This window comes from Mucilaginibacter sp. 14171R-50 (genome assembly GCF_010093045.1).
Classification (GTDB): domain Bacteria; phylum Bacteroidota; class Bacteroidia; order Sphingobacteriales; family Sphingobacteriaceae; genus Mucilaginibacter.
On sequence record NZ_CP048115.1, the window covers coordinates 1,428,136 to 1,446,506 of the forward strand.

General features: G+C 44.6%; 20 protein-coding genes. All 20 read right to left on the minus strand.

Annotated elements, in window-relative coordinates; translation table 11 throughout:
• Positions 1 to 3: 3 nt before the first annotated feature.
• The 20 genes from GWR56_RS06670 to GWR56_RS06765 all read right to left on the minus strand — a co-directional run bounded on the left by GWR56_RS06670 (position 4) and on the right by GWR56_RS06765 (position 18,364).
• Positions 4 to 1,896, minus strand: coding sequence for an efflux RND transporter permease subunit (locus GWR56_RS06670; RefSeq protein ID WP_162430359.1), 1,893 nt, complete (start codon positions 1,894 to 1,896; stop codon positions 4 to 6).
• The gene (locus GWR56_RS06675; RefSeq protein ID WP_162430360.1) at positions 1,893 to 3,167 is read right to left on the minus strand and encodes an efflux RND transporter permease subunit; all 1,275 of its coding nucleotides are present in this window, start codon (positions 3,165 to 3,167) and stop codon (positions 1,893 to 1,895) included. The genes GWR56_RS06670 and GWR56_RS06675 overlap by 4 nt, the downstream gene beginning before the upstream one ends.
• Positions 3,168 to 3,214: 47 nt before the next feature.
• A complete protein-coding gene (locus tag GWR56_RS06680) occupies positions 3,215 to 3,466 on the minus strand; it encodes a heavy metal-binding domain-containing protein (protein ID WP_162430361.1) in 252 nt (83 codons plus the stop codon).
• A gap of 120 nt (positions 3,467 to 3,586) precedes the next feature.
• Complete coding sequence (locus GWR56_RS06685) at positions 3,587 to 3,955, minus strand: hypothetical protein (protein ID WP_162430362.1); 369 nt, start codon at positions 3,953 to 3,955, stop codon at positions 3,587 to 3,589.
• Between the two features lie 339 nt (positions 3,956 to 4,294).
• Positions 4,295 to 4,630 (minus strand): hypothetical protein, encoded by a 336-nt coding sequence (locus tag GWR56_RS06690; RefSeq protein WP_162430363.1) that lies wholly within the window; start codon positions 4,628 to 4,630, stop codon positions 4,295 to 4,297.
• A 135-nt stretch (positions 4,631 to 4,765) separates the two neighbouring features.
• A complete protein-coding gene (locus GWR56_RS06695; RefSeq protein ID WP_162430364.1) occupies positions 4,766 to 6,838 on the minus strand; it encodes a copper-translocating P-type ATPase in 2,073 nt (690 codons plus the stop codon).
• 11 nt (positions 6,839 to 6,849) lie between these two features.
• Positions 6,850 to 9,588 (minus strand): multicopper oxidase domain-containing protein, encoded by a 2,739-nt coding sequence (locus GWR56_RS06700; protein WP_162430365.1) that lies wholly within the window; start codon positions 9,586 to 9,588, stop codon positions 6,850 to 6,852.
• A gap of 10 nt (positions 9,589 to 9,598) precedes the next feature.
• Entirely contained in the window at positions 9,599 to 10,054 is a 456-nt protein-coding gene (locus tag GWR56_RS06705) for a heme-binding domain-containing protein (RefSeq protein ID WP_162430366.1), read from the minus strand.
• Positions 10,055 to 10,060: 6 nt separating this feature from the next.
• A complete protein-coding gene (locus GWR56_RS06710; RefSeq protein ID WP_162430367.1) occupies positions 10,061 to 10,648 on the minus strand; it encodes a DUF3347 domain-containing protein in 588 nt (195 codons plus the stop codon).
• 77 nt (positions 10,649 to 10,725) lie between these two features.
• A complete protein-coding gene (locus GWR56_RS06715; protein ID WP_238395321.1) occupies positions 10,726 to 11,226 on the minus strand; it encodes a DUF3347 domain-containing protein in 501 nt (166 codons plus the stop codon).
• Positions 11,227 to 11,303: 77 nt separating this feature from the next.
• Complete coding sequence (locus tag GWR56_RS06720) at positions 11,304 to 11,714, minus strand: hypothetical protein (protein WP_162430368.1); 411 nt, start codon at positions 11,712 to 11,714, stop codon at positions 11,304 to 11,306.
• Between the two features lie 76 nt (positions 11,715 to 11,790).
• A complete protein-coding gene (locus GWR56_RS06725) occupies positions 11,791 to 13,041 on the minus strand; it encodes a hypothetical protein (RefSeq protein WP_162430369.1) in 1,251 nt (416 codons plus the stop codon).
• A gap of 90 nt (positions 13,042 to 13,131) precedes the next feature.
• The gene (locus GWR56_RS06730; protein ID WP_162430370.1) at positions 13,132 to 13,770 is read right to left on the minus strand and encodes a hypothetical protein; all 639 of its coding nucleotides are present in this window, start codon (positions 13,768 to 13,770) and stop codon (positions 13,132 to 13,134) included.
• A gap of 235 nt (positions 13,771 to 14,005) precedes the next feature.
• Positions 14,006 to 14,425: a hypothetical protein gene (locus GWR56_RS06735; protein ID WP_162430371.1), complete on the minus strand. Its 420-nt coding sequence runs from the start codon at positions 14,423 to 14,425 to the stop codon at positions 14,006 to 14,008.
• A 97-nt stretch (positions 14,426 to 14,522) separates the two neighbouring features.
• A complete protein-coding gene (locus GWR56_RS06740) occupies positions 14,523 to 14,975 on the minus strand; it encodes a DUF305 domain-containing protein (protein WP_162430372.1) in 453 nt (150 codons plus the stop codon).
• 66 nt (positions 14,976 to 15,041) lie between these two features.
• The gene (locus GWR56_RS06745; protein WP_162430373.1) at positions 15,042 to 15,377 is read right to left on the minus strand and encodes a four-helix bundle copper-binding protein; all 336 of its coding nucleotides are present in this window, start codon (positions 15,375 to 15,377) and stop codon (positions 15,042 to 15,044) included.
• Between the two features lie 80 nt (positions 15,378 to 15,457).
• Entirely contained in the window at positions 15,458 to 16,819 is a 1,362-nt protein-coding gene (locus tag GWR56_RS06750; protein ID WP_202925383.1) for a hypothetical protein, read from the minus strand.
• A gap of 126 nt (positions 16,820 to 16,945) precedes the next feature.
• Positions 16,946 to 17,509 carry an AraC family transcriptional regulator gene (locus tag GWR56_RS06755; RefSeq protein ID WP_162430375.1) on the minus strand — a complete coding sequence of 188 codons (564 nt, stop codon included), beginning with the start codon at positions 17,507 to 17,509 and terminating at the stop codon, positions 16,946 to 16,948.
• A gap of 69 nt (positions 17,510 to 17,578) precedes the next feature.
• Positions 17,579 to 18,040 carry a hypothetical protein gene (locus GWR56_RS06760; protein ID WP_162430376.1) on the minus strand — a complete coding sequence of 154 codons (462 nt, stop codon included), beginning with the start codon at positions 18,038 to 18,040 and terminating at the stop codon, positions 17,579 to 17,581.
• 111 nt (positions 18,041 to 18,151) lie between these two features.
• On the minus strand, positions 18,152 to 18,364 hold the full coding sequence (locus GWR56_RS06765; RefSeq protein ID WP_162430377.1) for a heavy-metal-associated domain-containing protein: 213 nt from the start codon (positions 18,362 to 18,364) through the stop codon (positions 18,152 to 18,154).
• Positions 18,365 to 18,371: the final 7 nt, after the last annotated feature.

The window sequence follows — 18,371 nt, forward strand, 5'->3', positions numbered from 1 at the left end:
TCATCATTCCTTTACCTCCAATACTTCCAGTTTGCCATGTTTCCTGAGTTCGTATTCCTTGACCATCAAAAAGATAAGCGGCGTAACCAATAAAATATGGGTGGAAGAAGTTAATACGCCGCCGATCATCGGCAGTACGATCGGCAGCATAACATCGCTGCCTGTCCCGGTAGCCCAAAGCACCGGCACTAAACCAAACAGCGCCACACAAACGGTCATCAGTTTTGGCCGCAAGCGTTTGACCGCGCCATTCATGACATATTCCCGCAAATCAGCTTTGGTTATGGTTGTTGCACTATTGCCTTTTATCGCCACTAATTGCTGCATGGCATCGTTCAGGTAAATCACCATCACAATACCAGTTTCCACCGCGATACCAAACAAGGCAATAAAACCGACCGCCACGGCAACCGACAGATGCACCCCAAAGAAATACACCATATAAGCGCCGCCAATTAAAGCGAATGGAATGGAGATCAGGCTAAAGAATGCTTCGCGGATAGAATGAAAAGCGAAATACAGGCAGGCAAATATGATGATCAGGACAATAGGTAAGATCAATTTTAAGGTATGTTCGGCGCGTATCAGGTTTTCATACTGTCCGCTCCATTCGATATAATAACCTTTTGGCAGCTTTTTGACCATCGTATTTAACCTGTCCTGTGCTTCTTTTACCGTACTGCCCAGATCACGGTCGCGTACATTAAATAAAACTGTCCCCCGCAATAGCGCATTTTCAGATTGGATCATCGCTGGGCCATCGCTGATCTTTATATCGGCGACAGTCGATAAAGGGATCGGGCCGTTATTCATGGTTTGCACCAAGGTGCCTTTGATCGCTTCTACGGTGTTCCGGTAATCCTGCGCGAAACGAACGTTGACACTAAAGCGCTGTCTGCCCTCTATGGTTTTGGTCAGGCTCATTCCACCCAAGGCACTTTCAACCACTTCGTTGACATCATCCACGCTTAAACCGTAGCGGCCTATTGCCTCTTTGTTGACCTGTATATCTAAATATTTACCGCCGGTGATCGGGTCAACATACAAATCCTTCACACCATTCACACCCTGTAAGGACATTTTCATTTGGGTAGCTAAAGCATTGATCGTATCTAAATTCTGCCCGTAGATTTTCAGGCCCACGTCGGTACGGATACCGGTGGAGAGCATATTGATGCGGTTAATGATCGGCTGTGTCCAGCCGTTTACGACACCTGGTATTTGCAGCTTGGCGTTCAGTTCATTGATGATATCTTCTTTCTTGAGGTCCTTGCGCCATTCACCTTTGGGCTTTAACAGGATGATCGTTTCCGTCATACTGATCGGGGAATTATCGGTAGCGGTATTCGCCCTGCCTGCTTTTCCCAAAACGCTTTTCACTTCGGGTACGCTTTTGATAATTTTATCCTGTACCTGTAAAAGCTGTTTGGCCTCGGCATTGGATACATCCGGCTGGGTAACGGGCATAAAAAGGATCGTTCCCTCGTCCAAAGGCGGCATAAACTCGCTGCCTAAACTTAACAACAACGGAACGCTGATCAGGAGTGCAATGATATTGATACCGATAGTGGTCTTACGCCAGGTCACGCACCAATTCAATATCGGGCGGTATATCTTTTCCAGCCCGCGATTTAGCGGATTATGATCGTCTGTTCTTAATTTCCCTTTCAGGAAAAAAGAGATCAGCACCGGTGCCAGCGTTACCGCCAATATCGCATCAATGGCCAGTATAAATGTTTTTGTCCAGGCTAACGGCCCAAACAATTTACCCTCCTGGCCCTCCAATAGAAATACCGGCAGGAAGGAAGCAACGATAATGAGCGTGGAGAAGAATACGCCACGGCCCACCTGCTTACAGGATGCTTCTATAATTTTTATTCGTTCTGCTATGGTCATGATTTTTCTTTTTGTTGGGCAATAGATAAGTTCCTATGCGAGTTTTCTACCATGACAATGCCGTTATCTACTATGACCCCGATAGCCAAAGCAATTCCTGTTAAGGACATGATATTGGAACTGATGCCGAAGGCATTTAATAAAATAAAGCTTGCGGCGATAGTGATGGGAATTTGAATAATAATACTTAATGCGCTGCGCCAGCTAAACAGGAACAGGATAACAATAATAGACACCGTGATCATTTCTTCGATCAGCGTATGCTTGACCGAATTAATCGCGTTTTCGATGAGTTCACTGCGGTCATAAGCGATCTTGAACGATACGCCCTGCGGCAGGCCTTTTTGAATATCCGCCATTTTATCCTTAACGGCATGAATTACCTTATCCGCATTTTCGCCGTAACGCATCACCACGATGCCGCCCACTGCTTCGCCGTCACCGTTCCGGTCGAAGATACCCAGACGTTCATCGCCGCCCATTTGTACGGTGGCCACATCTTTAATTTTTACCGGGATGGAGTTAATGACGCCAACTGGGATATTTTCGACATCCGTTAAGCTTTTGATATAGCCCAGGCCGCGAACGATATAACCGGTGCCATTCATTTCAAATTTGCGCCCGCCTACGTCATTGTTATTGCTTTTAACAGATTTTAATACTTGCGATAGCGGAATATTGTAATAATTGAGCTTATGCGGGTCGATGCTGACCTGGTATTGCTTTTCAAAACCACCAAAAGAGGCCACTTCGCTGACACCGGGAACGGTTTGCAGTCCCAACTTTACATACCAGTCCTGTAAGGCGCGCTGTTCGCCGAGATCCATGCCTTTGGCATCTAAGGTGTACCATAGGATATGGCCTACACCTGTGCCGTCCGGCCCCAATGTCGGCGTGATACCTTCCGGCAACAAACGTTGCGCATAGTTCAGTCGCTCCAGTACCCGGCTTCGCGCCCAGTACACATCCGCTTTATCCTCAAAAACAATATAAACAAAACTCATCCCGAACATGGAAGTCGCCCGGATGGCTTTTACTTTCGGGATACCTTGCAGGTTACTCACCAGCGGGTAGGTCACCTGGTCTTCCATGATCTGCGGGCTGCGGCCCTGCCATTCGGTAAATACGATCACCTGGTTATCCGATAAGTCGGGTATGGCATCTATGGGGTTTTCCCTGACCGCATAAGCACCCCAGGCAAACAGCGCGATGGCGATCAGTAAAACGATATACCTGTTCTTTAGAGACAGGGTAATCAATTGGTTAATCATCTTAATTGCTTTATAAATCCGGCAGATCAAAATCTGCCGGATTTAATTTACATCTTCATTTTTTCCGCCGGTTTCTTTTTTGTAGTTTCCTTTTTTACCAGGGTCATGCCGCATTTCGGGCATTTGCCCGGTTTATCGCTCAGCACTTCCGGGTGCATGGTACAGGTGTACTGCACTTTTGGAGCAGGCTTTACCTTTTTGGTTCTGGTCGTGTCAGTAAGTGGATTAGTGGTGTGCGAAGCAAAAACGGTCGCGGCAGAAAACAGGATGGCCACAGCCATCAGCATTACTTTTTTCATGAGTTTTAAAAATTAAAATGAATAAATAGTATAGGCAAAACCTACACAGGATTATGAATTAAGATGGATTTCAAAGGAATTAAAGCCGGTAAAGAAAATACGGGCTAAGAAAAGTACAGGTCAGATCCTGTAGGCACAGTTCAACGTATAGATCGGTATATCAGGATCACCTGGCGGGGCGTTTGCCTGATAACTCATCGGAGCATCGCGTTCAGTTAGCGTATTAACAGAAGTCCAGTAAATGGGTGCCGGTAATATAGCTGATGCAGATGAACTTAAAACAGTTGCGTTAGTGGTAACGTGGCTGTCCTTTATCTTGAAGGTTTTGCTTTCATGCTTGCAGCAATTATTTTGATCGGTATGATCTGCCGAGGCATAGGTCAGCTTAACCGAAGTGAGTTTACCGCAGCAATAAAAACGGTTTACCCCGATACCCACCAGGGATAAAAGGTAAATGGCCGTTAGCAATATAAGTGCGGTGCGTTTCACAAATCGAAATTACTATTTTTATTTAATTAAAGTGATAAGCAGCGCCGCCCCGGTTAAGGGACGGCTGCTTTTTACTTATAATTTACATTTAGTCTTACATTCTCCTGAATCCTTACAGCTTTTACTGCAATAATCCTTGCAATTTGGCCCACAACCCTTTGCGCATTTGGAACAGGTTATTTTGTTATTGCAGCAGGGGGTATTGGCATAAGTAATCGAGGCAACAGATAATAACATCACCATGGTGATGAAAAGAAACTTTTTCATGATTTTTTGAATTTTAAAGATTAATAATTAAACGATGATCAATCGGGGATTGACCGGGTTCGGGATTAACTATTAAGCTTTCGGCGGATTCCAGTCATTGTCCTGGTAATCCGACAATTCACCCACAGCAAAAGGAAGGGCAGCATGATCTTTCAGATCGGTTATTGCCGGTGAAAGGGAAACAGAGGGAACAATCGTAAAACTATAGATGCCGCAAGACAGCATAGCATTACAGGTACCTTTTGCACAATTGTTATCAGGATTATGCTTTTGCTGTTTACAGCAATCCTTCTGCGCACTTTGTTTGCAGCAAGATGCTGATGCCTTCGTATGCAAAGTGTTTGCCATCCCCGACACCGAGGATAGGAACAGGATACATAAGGTAAGGAAAACAGCGAGATACTTCATTATAGGGTTAAACTTATATTTTACAAAAATATTGTAATGAACTGCGTTGCCCTTTAAATCATTACTCCGCTAAGGTACGGATACATCAGTGGGATCATCTTATATAATTCCGATAAAAATTTATATCCTATTGCCCTAAGCTTTTACTTTCAACATACTGGCATTGATCGCAACAACCACCGTGCTGACCGTCATTAATATAGCCCCTGCTGCCGGGCTTAATACAATCCCCTGGTTATACAGCACACCGGCGGCCAGCGGCAAGGCGACCACATTGTAGCCAGTTGCCCAGGCCAGGTTCTGTATCATTTTACGATAGGTCGATTTACCAAAAAGGATCAAACTGACGATATCTTTGGGGTTACTATTTACCAGGACGATCCCCGCAGTTTCTGCCGCAATATCGCTACCGGAACCCACCGCGATACCAATATCTGCCTGGGCCAGCGCAGGAGCATCATTCACACCGTCTCCGGTCATCGCTACAAACTCACCTTTGCCCTGCAATTCCTTTATTTTCTCCAATTTCTGATGCGGCAATACTTCGGCCATAAAACTATCCATGCCCAAAGTTTTACTCACACTTGCGGCAACTTTTTGATTATCTCCGGTAAGCAGTGTGGATTTGATATTTTCTGCTTTTAAGGTTTTAATGGCTTCTGCCGATTCAGGACGTATCTCGTCGGATAACGCAATGTATCCTGCTAATTCATTTTCGATTAGTACAAATACTACGGTTTCTGTATCATTTGCTGTAAAATCATCGGGCAGTTTGATCTTTTTTTCCGTTAAATAACCGGGACTAACTACTGATAGGTTTTTGCGCTCCACACTCGCTTCCACTCCCTGACCGGTTATGGCCTTAAAATTTTCTGCCCCGGGGATAGTGATCTTCAGATCTTTTACCTTTTGCAGGATACCGGCAGCAATCGGGTGTTCTGAGTTTTGCTCTAAGGCGGAGGCCAGTCGAATGAGTTCATTCTCGTTTATGCCTTTATTTAGCGCAACCACTTTGGATACCTCAAATTTGCCTACGGTAAGTGTTCCTGTTTTATCAAATACAATGGTGGTGATTTTTCGCGCATTCTCAAATGCAGTCCTGTTTTTAATCAACAAACCGTGCTGAGCAGATAGCGAGGTGGATTTTGCGACTACGAGCGGAACGGCAAGCCCTAAAGCATGCGGACAGCAGATCACGATAACCGTAACCATTCTTTCCATGGCAAAAGCCAGATCCTTGCCGTCTGCCAACCAGAAAGCAAAAGTACCGATGCCTGCAACCAGGGCAATGATGGTCAGCCATTTTGCCGCTTTATCGGCTAATAGCTGCGTATTGGATTTGGCGTCCTGTGCATTTTTAACCAGGGTGATAACTTTAGATAAATAGGAATCTTCGCCGCTGTGGGTCACTTTTACCCGTAATGAACCGTTACCATTTACAGCGCCTGCGATAACTTCCTGGCCCGTTGATTTTTGAACCGGGGTGGATTCTCCCGTCAGCATGGATTCGTTGAGGTAACTTTCTCCATCCGCAATAATGCCGTCAGCTGGAATTTTTTCTCCAGGTTTGATCAGTATCAAATCCCCCGTCTTTAGACTATCGGTTTTAACTTCGGTTGTATTTTTCCCATCGATCAAATGCGCCTCGGCAGGCATCAACTGTACCAACAGCTCCAGTTCCCGCGATGCCCCGGCGACGGACCGCATTTCGATCCAGTGCCCTAAGAGCATAATCAGGATCAACGTGGTCAGCTCCCAAAAGAAATCCATCCCTTTCAAGCCAAATACGGTCGCTGCGCTGTAGGTATAGGCAACGGTAATCGCAAACCCGATCAGGGTCATCATACCGGGATTTTTATCCTTCATCTCGCTCAGCCAGCCTGTTAGAAACGGCCAGCCGCCGTAAACGAATACGGCAGATGCTAAAGCAAAAAGCAGGTACGGTGAACCTGTAAAACTGATGTCGAGATGTAGCCATTGCTGAATTTGCATCGATAATAACATCACCGGAACGGTCAACGCCAATACCACGTAAAACCGCTTCCTGAAATCGGCGATCATCATCGCGTGATGGTCATGGCCGGCCATCTCCATATGCAGATCATGGCCTTTTTTTTTATCGTCCTCGGCTGACATTGCATGGTGGTCATGTCCATTGGCTGGTTCTATGTGATGATGCTCCTTTGAATGATGATCGTGATTTTTCATAGCGATTTGATTTAATACGTTAATGTTAACCCGCCACCGAGCCCCATGTCGCTGTCGTAGTGTGTTGAAAGGGAAAAGTATTTGGTAACAATATACCGCAGTCCGGCAGCATATTCTTTATCGGTATTAACCATGATATTAAAACGCAGGCGTTGGGTAACCGGCACATCTTCACGGCCCAACTGAAAACGCAATCTGCCATTACCGTCTATACGTGCATCGGCAACAAACAGCATAGGCAAGGTATAGGCGACCCCGGCAACTACAGTATGCCTGTTTTCCTTGTTGCTGACCTGTCCGAAAAGGTTCTTATAGTCGCTTCCGAAAATGTTTTTTTCATCCGGGTTGAATTTTTTATAATGATAGTCAAACCCAACATATGGGAACAACCACTGGTTACGTCCGATGTAACGGCCAAGCATCGTTTCACTCTCGTAACCCATCATGGCATCAGTACCTAAATGCCACATGGTCGTCGCTTTCCAACGCGTGCTACCGAGCATAATCTGTCCGTCAGTGCCGTTACTTTCCAAGCCCACACGACCCATCAGGTGAGGCATCTGGTCATCCCAGAACAGTTTACGCTGCGCCAGCTTTGGATCGGGAACATCAGGGTTCGGCGGTGAGTTCTCATAGCTGAATACCCTTCCCATGCCACTCATCATGTGGTATAAGATATGGCAGTGAAAGAACCAGTCACCGCCCGACTCACTGGCCGCAAACTCTATGGTATCCTTCTCCATCGGCATAATATCCAGTACATTTTTCATCGGTGCGTTCTCCCCTTGCCCATTGAGTACCCGGAAGTCATGTCCGTGCAGGTGCATTGGGTGTCGCATCATGCTGTTATTATACAGGATGATACGCAGGTTCTCGCCTTTTTTGATCAATATCTTATCCGACTCAGAAACTGTTTTATTATCCAATGTCCAAACATAGCGGTTCATATTACCGGTGAGATCAAACTTCAGCTCGCGCCATGGACCTTTTGGTAATGTGGTCTTCTTCGGATCACGCAACATATTATAGTTGAGGGTAACGATGTCAGGGTTATCAGCAGCCATATTCATGCCGGACATGCTTTTGTCATTCGCCATTTGCATTCCTGGCATGCTTGCTTTTTTATCGTCCGTTTTAGGATTTTCCTCGCCGGTAATCTCCGGATACATAACGGTATTCATGTCCATGATCTGGTTTTGCATGGTCATACCATCCATCTGGACCATATTGCCATTCATATCCATCATGTCGTTCATCATTTTCATGCCGGCGAAGTATTTCAGTTTCGGCATTTTTCCAGCGTATATTTTCTCTCCCTTGCCCAACCATAGCGAAGCGGATTTTGTCCGGTCCTCCGGCGTTACCAAAAACTCGTAACTCTTATTTTCAGGTATCGTCACGATCACATCATAAGTTTCCGAAACGGCGATGATCAGCCTGTCCACTTCCACCGGTTCCACATCATTACCGTCCGTGGCCACTACCGTCATTTTTCCGCCCGCATATTTGAGCCAGAAATAGGAGGAAGCGCCGCCATTTGCGATCCGAAGCCTTACTTTATCACCCGCTTTATAATTAGGTTGTTCGTTCTGATTAAGTCCGTTGATCAGGAAATTATCATAGTAGACATCGCTTACATCCATAGCATTCATCCGCTTCCATTCATTGCCAACCTTCGTTTTAAAATGCCCGGTTTTTATCGCCTCCCAATAACTTTGGGTAGTACCTTTTTTAATGGCGAACCAATCTGTTGCGGCATGAAGGCTGCGTTGTACCTCCTTAGGGTTCATGTTAGTCCAGTCGCTTAATACTAACGGGATAGTAGGGATGTCCCATTCCTGTCTTTTATTCATGATGAAGGCACCATACATCCCGATCTGTTCCTGTAAACCGGTGTGACTATGATACCAATGGGTTCCATGTTGTTTGATCGGAAATTTATATAAGTGCGTCGCTCCTGGCGGGATCGGCATTTGCGTCATATTCGGCACACCGTCATAACGGTTAGGAAGGAAAAGCCCGTGCCAGTGCAGCGAAGTTTCTTCTTTCAGTTTGTTATGTACATAGATCTCCGCGGTATCTCCTTCAGTAAAAGTTAACGTTGGCATAGGAATACTCCCATTTACAGCGATAGCTCTTTTAGGCTTACCGCCATAGGTTACGGTAGTATCTGCGATATACAGGTCATAACGCACGGTCCGCGGCGGGTATTTGGCGGCTACCGTTTTGATCGGCCCGAGGCGGTCTTTAGCCCCCTTTGTAGCGGCAGGCATAGCCATCCCATCCATTTGCATGTCTTTCATTTGACCATCCTTTTTGTCGCTGTCCGCCATGGGTATCTTCATACCGCCCTTCATTTCTGTTGCTTTCGGTTGCTCTTTAACGAGTTTCATACCACATTTGGGACAGTTGCCCGGTTTGTCCGAATGGATATCCGGATGCATCGGGCAAGTATAGGAAACCGCTTTCGTTGCGGGCATTTCTCCCATTTGCATTTCATTCATACTCCCGGTTGTCGCCGTCTTGCTTCCGTTGCCAGCTTTCTTAATGGCCTTCGGCTTTTCTTTGACAAGTTTCATCCCGCATTTCGGGCAGTTCCCTGGCTTTCCCATATGTATCTCCGGGTGCATGGGGCAGGTATAAGTGGCCGTTGCCTGTTTTTGCATCCCGGCCATATTCTGCATATCGTTTTGAGCAAATGACGCTTGCGCCAGGCACAGCATCACCACCACGATCAATATTCTCTTCATTTTCATTTTTCTACAGGCTATCCGTTGTTTGTTTAACCCAGTTCATCAATTCTATCTTTTCGGTTGGGGAAAGCACTGCGTTGCGATGCAGTAAAGTATAAGAGGAAAGGGGCATAGCGCCCTCCTCCAGACTTTCACTGATCGCACGCAATTTGCTCCTCTGCTTTCGTAATGTGTAGGTACCGAATGCATTAAAGTTCAACTCCGCTTTACCATCCCGTACATGATTATCCATCATCAGCCTGACCGGTTGTAACTGGGCATACCATGGATAATAGGTCTGATCACTGTGGCAGTCATAGCAGGATCTTTTCAGGATCATACTAACACTCGCTGGAACCCGGTAAACGCTGGTGATGTCATTAACAGGCTGGTTACCTGCCTCATTATGATTTCGTGGGACAAACTGGAGAGCGATCAACAGCAGGGCTGTCACACCGAATAAGGGTTTAAGCAAACGTTTCATACCGATTTACTTAATCTCTTCTTTAACAGAACCGCAAGTTGGCATTTTTGTGCCCAAATAAGGGTTTTTGATCGCTTTGGTTTCGCTCAGCCAATTGGCGCCTTTGTTGTTATTATACATCGGGCAATGGTCAACGTATAAGGTTTGCCCTGCGCCAAATAATTTAACCAGATCGACCATATCCTGGCTCAGCATTTCGAAATGCTCCCGCTGATGAGGCAGCTTACCGGCACTTTCGCCAATGTGCTCTGACATTTCTTTCGCGTCGCCGGCTATGTCTTCGAATGATTTTTTTTGTGCTGTAGTTAGTAGTGCTTTATCAAAACCGGTAAAACCAGCAGCGATCGCCTTGCCTGCAACGGCAGCATCGTTGCTATTATCCTCTGCAAGCGCGTTCTTCAATTGCAGGTAGCTTCCTAAAAGACTTTTAACCGCTTCTTGTGGCCCTTGTTTTGGCATCGATTTTTCAACAGACTGAGCTGTGCTGCTGCTATCTTTTGCAGAATGACCGGCAGACGAACTGCCGGCATTATTACAGGCGGCTATTGTTAAAGTGGTTACCGCCAATGCGGTTATAATGATGAAAATTTTCATGACATTTTTTTTTAATAATAAGTAACAACCATGCCTGATCAAAAGACCACCAGCACGGTTGTTATTTGAATGAATGATTATTTATTCAGGGTTTCACTTACTTTACCGCAGGTCAGCATCTGGCTGCCGTAATAAGGGTTTTTGATCGCAGCATCAGCGGATAACCAATAGCTCTTTTTCATAGGGCAGTAGTCGTAGTAAATAGCTTCATCTGTTAGTTTAACTGCTTTCGCCAGCTTGAAGAAATTGGCCGATAAATTGGCGAAATGTTCCCGCTGGTGGGCAATATCCTTACTTTCTGAAATGTGCCTGGCATCGAATGCCAGCTTTTCCTGCAAAGACATGAACGTTTCCATATCAGGAGCCGCCAATGTTTTCATGTCCACGGAAGCAATGGCTTTGGCAAAATCCGCTGAACTGGTAGCTGCATCCGCGCTGTTTGATGCAACGAGGGCGTTCTTTACGCCATAATAAGATTTCAATAAGGTACTAAGTGCAGTCGATTTGGTAGCCTGCGCAAAAAGTTGTTGGGTAAAAATCGTTGCGATAAGCGCAACCATCAAAAATATTTTTTTCATGATCTTTAAAAATTAAATTACTTAACAGCATTATATAAATAGCATGGCAGGGCCATGTAAAGTTTAGCTTACAGTAATCAGATCAGGAAACTTTGTATTGCGGTGCGTATATCTCTTTGCGGCGGCCATCGTCGCCCTGCTTTAATTGTCAGTTTGGATAAGCGCAAGTCAGTTACCGGGACCAGGAAAACATCGATCGGTTTACCGATGTAAATGAAAGGTGGCAGGACCAGCAAAAGATTGGTTGCGGGAACCTGTTTTGCCTGGGAAATAAAATTATTCACAGCCCCCTGGCAGCAAAAATCTTTGGCAAGGAAAATAGGGTCGCCCGTGTTTTTTTCATGGACAACCATCGAGGAATGTTCATGATGTTCCGTATGAGAGGCTGTTTCAGCATGCTGCCGATGTGACATATGTAATGCACAGCTAAAACCGGCAAGTGTGTTCAGCAGGAATACGGTCAACAATATCAGGGCTTTAGCTCTCATTCAGGTACAAACTTAAACATAAACCTGACGGAAGATTTATATAATTCCGTCAAATAATTATATTTTGCGGTAATTTTTAAACGGCAACCCGCGCAATCTTCTGCATGATAGAATGATCCTCGCCAAATTTGCATAGCGCGTCACAATGTTGCCTGAGGTCAGAAAAACAGATATATTTCATTCCCATGTTGCCTTTACGGATCGACGGTCTTGACAACTGCATAATAACATCTTTTTCGCGCGCATCCGGCACTACCAGGTAAAGGACTTCTTCTTTGTTGTTCAGACTACAGCTTAAATCGGTCAGTCGAAGGATACCGGAATAAATGCTGGTGCTTTTTTCGACTTCAAAGGCAGCGATGACCTTTGTTGTGCCTTTTTGAAACCAAAGGACATCAATCAGCTTAACTGTATTCAGGACTTCCCGTTCCAGTTCGATCATGGGAAATTCAGGCAGCGATATAAAGCTGAATTTATTCCCGCCCCAATCCTTGGACCGGTCATTTGAGGCTGCAATTACATCATACCCAAGAGCGTGTCCTATCTTTAACAAGTGATACTGCATTTCGTTATGAAGGTGTTCATCAGCGGTCTCTTCCCGTTTTTCCTTATGCCGCTTTTCGATCAGCTTTTCGAGTCGGTTACGTTCCGTTTCAGAAAGATATTCGTCTTTGCCCAGCAACAGTTTTTGTGTCCCGATCTCGAAAAGTAATCCGGCGAAAGCGCCGGTATCTGATGACAGTGCATTGCAGTGTTTACGGTTCATGTCCATGATCACTTCCCTTATCTTCAGGTATTCGCCCCAGCTACCTAATTTCTTATTATCCTTGAACAGATAGTTAAATCCATTAATAATCGCTGTATTAAATGGTGGTATCCAGGTAGGATGAAGGAAATACAGAATACTTGCGACTGCGGGGCCAAGACCTTTGATTTTCAACGCGTCCAGTTTTCCGATTTCTTTGACCACCTGTTCTTCGTTCTTAGCATACAGACAGTTTTCTAAGAATTGCCCGAAGGCGATCTTATTAGCTTGGTTCTCATAAATATCGGGTATCCTTAACTTAGGCTTCCAGTAAAATGGGTGGGAGGCTCCTTCGAAAACCTGTTTTTGTTCAGTGATACAGGAAAGAACGAACTCAAGCGAAGATCCCTTAAAATCATTACCGAAACGTTGGTGTTTAATATCGTCTACTACCTGCAAGACCCCGCGGCGTATCGAACGAAATGCTTTCAGACGTTCTTCATTGTTAATAAACCAGGTATTGTAAACCGACTCCCGATCGTTTTTGTACTGGTTAATAATACTTTGTAATTGTTCACTCATGAGAAGGATAAAATATAGGTATCCGCAGACTTACGGATACCCTAAAAATATGCAAGTTTATGCAAATTGTGACAACATGAAATAACAGGCTTATAACTCTCGTATAGCCCGTATCCGCCGCACAATTTCATTAACCAATGCCGTATCCTTAATTGTTCCCCTCACAATTTGATGGCTCTCGAATTCCGGAACTTCCATAAAGGCGGCTATCTTCCCGTTAATATGGATGTCAAAGCCGTCACCATTATTTACAATCCCGATAAAGTCATCATCGGGACCAAAGAGAAAATAAGGTGCAATGTGATATAGTGGATGTTCCATGATGGCGACCAGTTGTTCATCGCTCATATATAATCTGCTTTCGGGATCATTAAGATCCTCCTCCCGCAGTTGAGGCTGACTATCCGTTTCATCGAACCATTCTTCTATATGGTCCTGAATGATCTTGACCAATTGCGTGATCTCGGTTTCGACAAGGGTTTGGCCATCATATCGCCATTCAAAAAAGTTCTCGTTCAAAAAAGTAAGTTTACCGACGAAACTCATGTAACTATCCATATCCGGCTCTTTGGACTTGCTTGACGCGGTAGTCGGGATCATATAAAACAACCGGAAAGCACCGGTTATATCGGTGCGCCCGTTGATGCCTGGCTGGGTCTCTGGTACGATCTTTACCTCGGCAGCACCGCCTTTTTGTTTCTTGATGGTGTAAACGATATGCTGTTTCATGTCCATAGTGTTTGAAGGTTGGACATTAGATGGCGGACGTAAATTATCGGAAAAATTTTGTGCCCTAATAAGGCCAGCACAAACCTGCCAGCGTTAAATTTGATAACAGAGTTTGCGGACATTTTTCCCGATCGGAAAAATGCCGCACTTAAGATATAAAGTGGGTTCATAGTAAAAATTCAAGCTAAAAATGAGACAATAAAAATCATGGCCGAGGGTCCGGCATTAGCTTGAATCAGATCAGAAACGTTCTTTTAAAAAGATAAATAGGTCTTGAAGAAACAAACGGCGGGCCGGTTGCCCTTGGCCAACTGACCTTATTTGTAATCTTTAACGGAATATAAAAAAAGTCGTCGTTAGGGAGTAACGGAATACCAAAGTCATTCAGGGTCAGGCTGAAATGTGTGGCACTCTTTGCGACTTCTTTGACCACATAAGTGCCGTGATGATAACAACAGTTGCAATTGCCCGAACGGCAGTCCTCATCGCTTTCTTTGTCATCTTGGCGATGATCGCTGTCTGCGGGGTGGCCGTTGTGCTTATCTTCGAACTTTGCAGCAAAATAATCGGTCGCGCAATGCAGTACACAGGCATACGCTCCCGTTGCAAGCAACAGGTAAAAAGATATTAAAGCTATTGCGCAGATCTTTTTCATGTGTATCGCGTCACCAGTGGCTAAAGATATTATTAATAAACCTTTATTATGCCCGCTGCATTTAAAAAAATAAATAAGAGGCTTTACTGAAATTCCCTTATTTTTTCATCCGGTCCAATATGATTTTCATTTGCGCTATCTCCTTTTCCTGAGCGTCGATAATGTCTTGTGAAAGCTTCTTGACTTCGGGATCTTTTAAATGCGCCCTTTTACTGACCATGATCGCGATCGAATGATGCGGTATCATTCCCTTCATATATTGTATATCACCTATACCTGTCTGAGTGCGGACTCCGGCCAACGCCAAGATAAAAATGACAATGGCGGCAACAGTAATGATCATGTTAAGTTTTTTATTTTGATACATCATTCGCATCATCCACAGCATTAGTAACGCCATTGCTGAGACCATCAAAAGAGTCATATAAAACCGGGTCATGTTCAGATATACATGGTCAATCAGGTCTACATTGAGGTACATAATACCGTACATTAAAACAAAGGAGCCCGCTAACATTAAAGCGAATTTTGAATAATTTCCTTTTTGCATACTCTATTCGGTTAAAATCATTTAAAAACGATAACCTGCGTTGTTTCCACAGGTTATCTTCACATATTAAGCAGCTGTTGCCATTCTTTCACATACCACTGAACAATGGCGGCAAGCTTTTGCGCAATCCTGACAATGTTCCATTTCGTGTTTATTGCACTCTTCGGCACAGGCGCTACAAATATCAGCACATAGATGACAAAGTTGAGCGCTGTATCCGCTGTTCAGGCTCATTAGTTCTGCTGCGGAGCGGCAAATTGCAGCGCACTCCAAATCCAGCCCGATACATTTCTTCATTTTTTTTACATCATCTTCACTTAAGCATGATGTTGCGCAATGATTGCAAGCTACAGCACAAGCGAGACATGCATCGATACATTCCTGAAATTTTTGATGTGACATAATTTAATTGTTTTATAGTTAGATATTCATTAGTTATTTTGACTCTGTTTAAAAATGAGCTTATACTCGAGAGATTGCTCTTACATTTTCATTTTCATCATTCTTGGATAAAGCCGAAGAAAAACTTCGCCGCCCAAAGGGTTTTTGCCGTAAAGTGAGTTAAGCTTACGATCAGCGGCATAATAAGTAAGCTGTCCGCCCGCTGCAAGGTTCAAGGGGCCAATCTTAAACATATCATAATTTAGTCCCAGAGTAATCGCGTTAATAGGAAATATTGTCTCATCGCCATAGGCAACGGGGTCCAGTACCAATTCTTCGGTCGTCTTCTGTACAAATTCGTACCGGCCGTAGATCGCGAATCGCTTTAGGCGGAGATCGCCCTCCAGCAAGGCAGAATTATCTCCTTGCTGATCAGGTGTTTTATTCAACCCCCACAGCGCAGTAACGTTAACCGTCTTTTCCTCACCTAAAGGCTTGCTGTAGGTCGCCGAGGCAGTAGTGCGATAAATGTTTTCCTCCGGGTGAAGGCCTTCCGGACTCTTTATAAAACCATGCGAAACCTGTAAGGCCCAATTCGCCGACGGATTATAATTTAAACGACCACTCCATGAATCAAACCGTGGTCTATCGAAATTATACCGGTTCTCATTAGGCTCCCTGCCAGTGAATGAGGAGACCTCGATCTTAAAATCAGAAAAGCGAAACCCTATGGTAGCCACACCGAAGGTGATATGGGTTGCATCTGACCAATGGTGGCTTATCGGTGCATCGGGATTGGACATCGCTGACGGGCGATGCATAAAAGCAACGGGACCCAAGGCCGGCTCGCCGGGATAACCGAAATAAATGCTTAGGTCAGAGTTTTTAGAGAAGGAGTAAGCGTAGCTCGCTGATAACTCAGAAAACAGGTCGTGAGGATGCTGATGATCGATTAGCGGAAATCCTTTCCAGCTTTCCCCGGATTGAAAAAGCAATGGGTAACCGCCGCCGCCTTCAGTAAGCCGGTCAAGCGACATCATCAAGTTAAAATGCAGCAATCCGTTTTGACCAAGCTTACGTTGTGCCATTCCCATAAACCAGTTAGGCGCATCGAATTTATCATCGCCACGGCTGCCTTTGTTGCCTAAGTCTTGTTTAGTGTAGCGCAAGGAAATATTACCATGCAGCATATAGCTCCATTTACCGTTGTTCAGCATAATGCCGTACATCGGTGAGGCATCTGGCAGCCAACTTGTCCCCGATCCGTCCCTGGTCATTGGCAGGTTAAGTGATTGCGAATTGGTCATCATTTGCATCCCGTCCATTTTCATGCCCGCCATGGACGTGTCGCTCATCTTCATGCCATTCATTTTGTGCGACTTCATGGGCATGCTCATTTTTCTGGGCTTTTTTGTAGTATCCTGCATTTGCATGCCCCTCATTTCGTCATGTTTCGTTGGCATGTTCTTTTTCATGCCTTTGGGAGTTTTAGTAGTATCACCCATATTCATGGTCTGGCAAAGCGTCATTATGGGCAAAACCATAAGCACGATGGTGGTTAACATTAAGTTTTTCATAGGATAGTGTTTTTAAATTTTATCAATGGCTTTGCGCTGGTGCTGTTCAGCAATCTTGAACTGGCTCGGCGTTAAACCGGTTATACTTTTGAACTGGGCAGATAAATGGGCGCTGCTGCTGTAACCCATCTTCCACGCGATCTCATTCATATTGAACTCTCCGTATTCCAGCAACTCTTTTACCTTCTCAATTTTTTGCTGAATGATGAACTTCTCAATAGTTGTGTCTTCCGACTCGGAGAACATCCGGCTGAGATAGGTATAATCTTTATGTATTTGGTCTGAAAGGTATGCTGAGAAACTAAGATGAGTATCGGTAAGGTCGCTGTGATGCACCTTTTTAATGATCAGGTCTTTGATGCGTTGCACAACCCGATCCTTCTCATTATCAATCAACTCGAAACCAAGTAGTTTTAAGGAAGAAGAAACCGCGCTTAACTGAACCGCATCAGGCTCCGGTTCTACCACTGCATTGCCGAGTGTAATAGAAATTACCCGAAAGCCAGAGTTTTCCAATTGCTGTTTAACGACCATAACACAACGGTCGCAAACCATATTTTTAATATATAATATCATGTTGTAATTCAAGCTTTAAGAAAGTATGGACAATAAATCGTCAGGCCGAGAATAGCGGCAAAGCTTGAATCAGATCAGGAGAGAATGGTATTTAATAAATAAAGACTGTGATTCGGAGCGCGGTGGCCCTGTCGCGTTCAACCAGGATACTTTTTCCCGGTATATTCCCACCTGCAAAGCCAGATTGGTCTGATAAGCCACCGGGAATGCAGCCACCTGCATTGCGCTTAATTGTAATTCGGGTGCGGCAGAGCTGTTTTCTTTAACTACATAATTATCATGCTTGTTACAACAACTACAATCCTTGCCTTCACCGCAAGACTTCTTATGATCCTTCCCTTTTTCATGGGCTTGATGCTTCCCCGCCGCCGGCAAAGTTTCGTGGTCATGATCGTCATCCTGATGTGCTATAACTTCGGTTGTCGTTTTTCCAAACAAGTATTCAGCACTGCAATGTACCAGGCATACGAACATACCTGTTGTTAACAACAGGTAAAACGCAGCCAGACCAAAAGCACCGAATTTCCTCATCTATTATTAAGACACAAAAATGTTACAATTGTTTAAAATTAGTATATTTTCATGAAAACAAGCAAACCCGCACTTTAGGAGCAGGCAGGCTTATCATTAAGAATGTCTCGCTCAGATAGATTCGGCATGGTAACCTTTAGTTTTTAAAGCAGCGATCACCTCAGCAGCGCTAAGTCCGGGCACCGTAGTTACCGTCAGTATTTTATCAGGGTTATTGGTATCGACATCCCACTTTTCCACGCCTTTCAAGGCATCTAATACTGGGGTTACAGTTGCAATACAGCCACCGCATTTGATATTGGTTTTGAATTTTAAAGTTTCCATTGTTTAT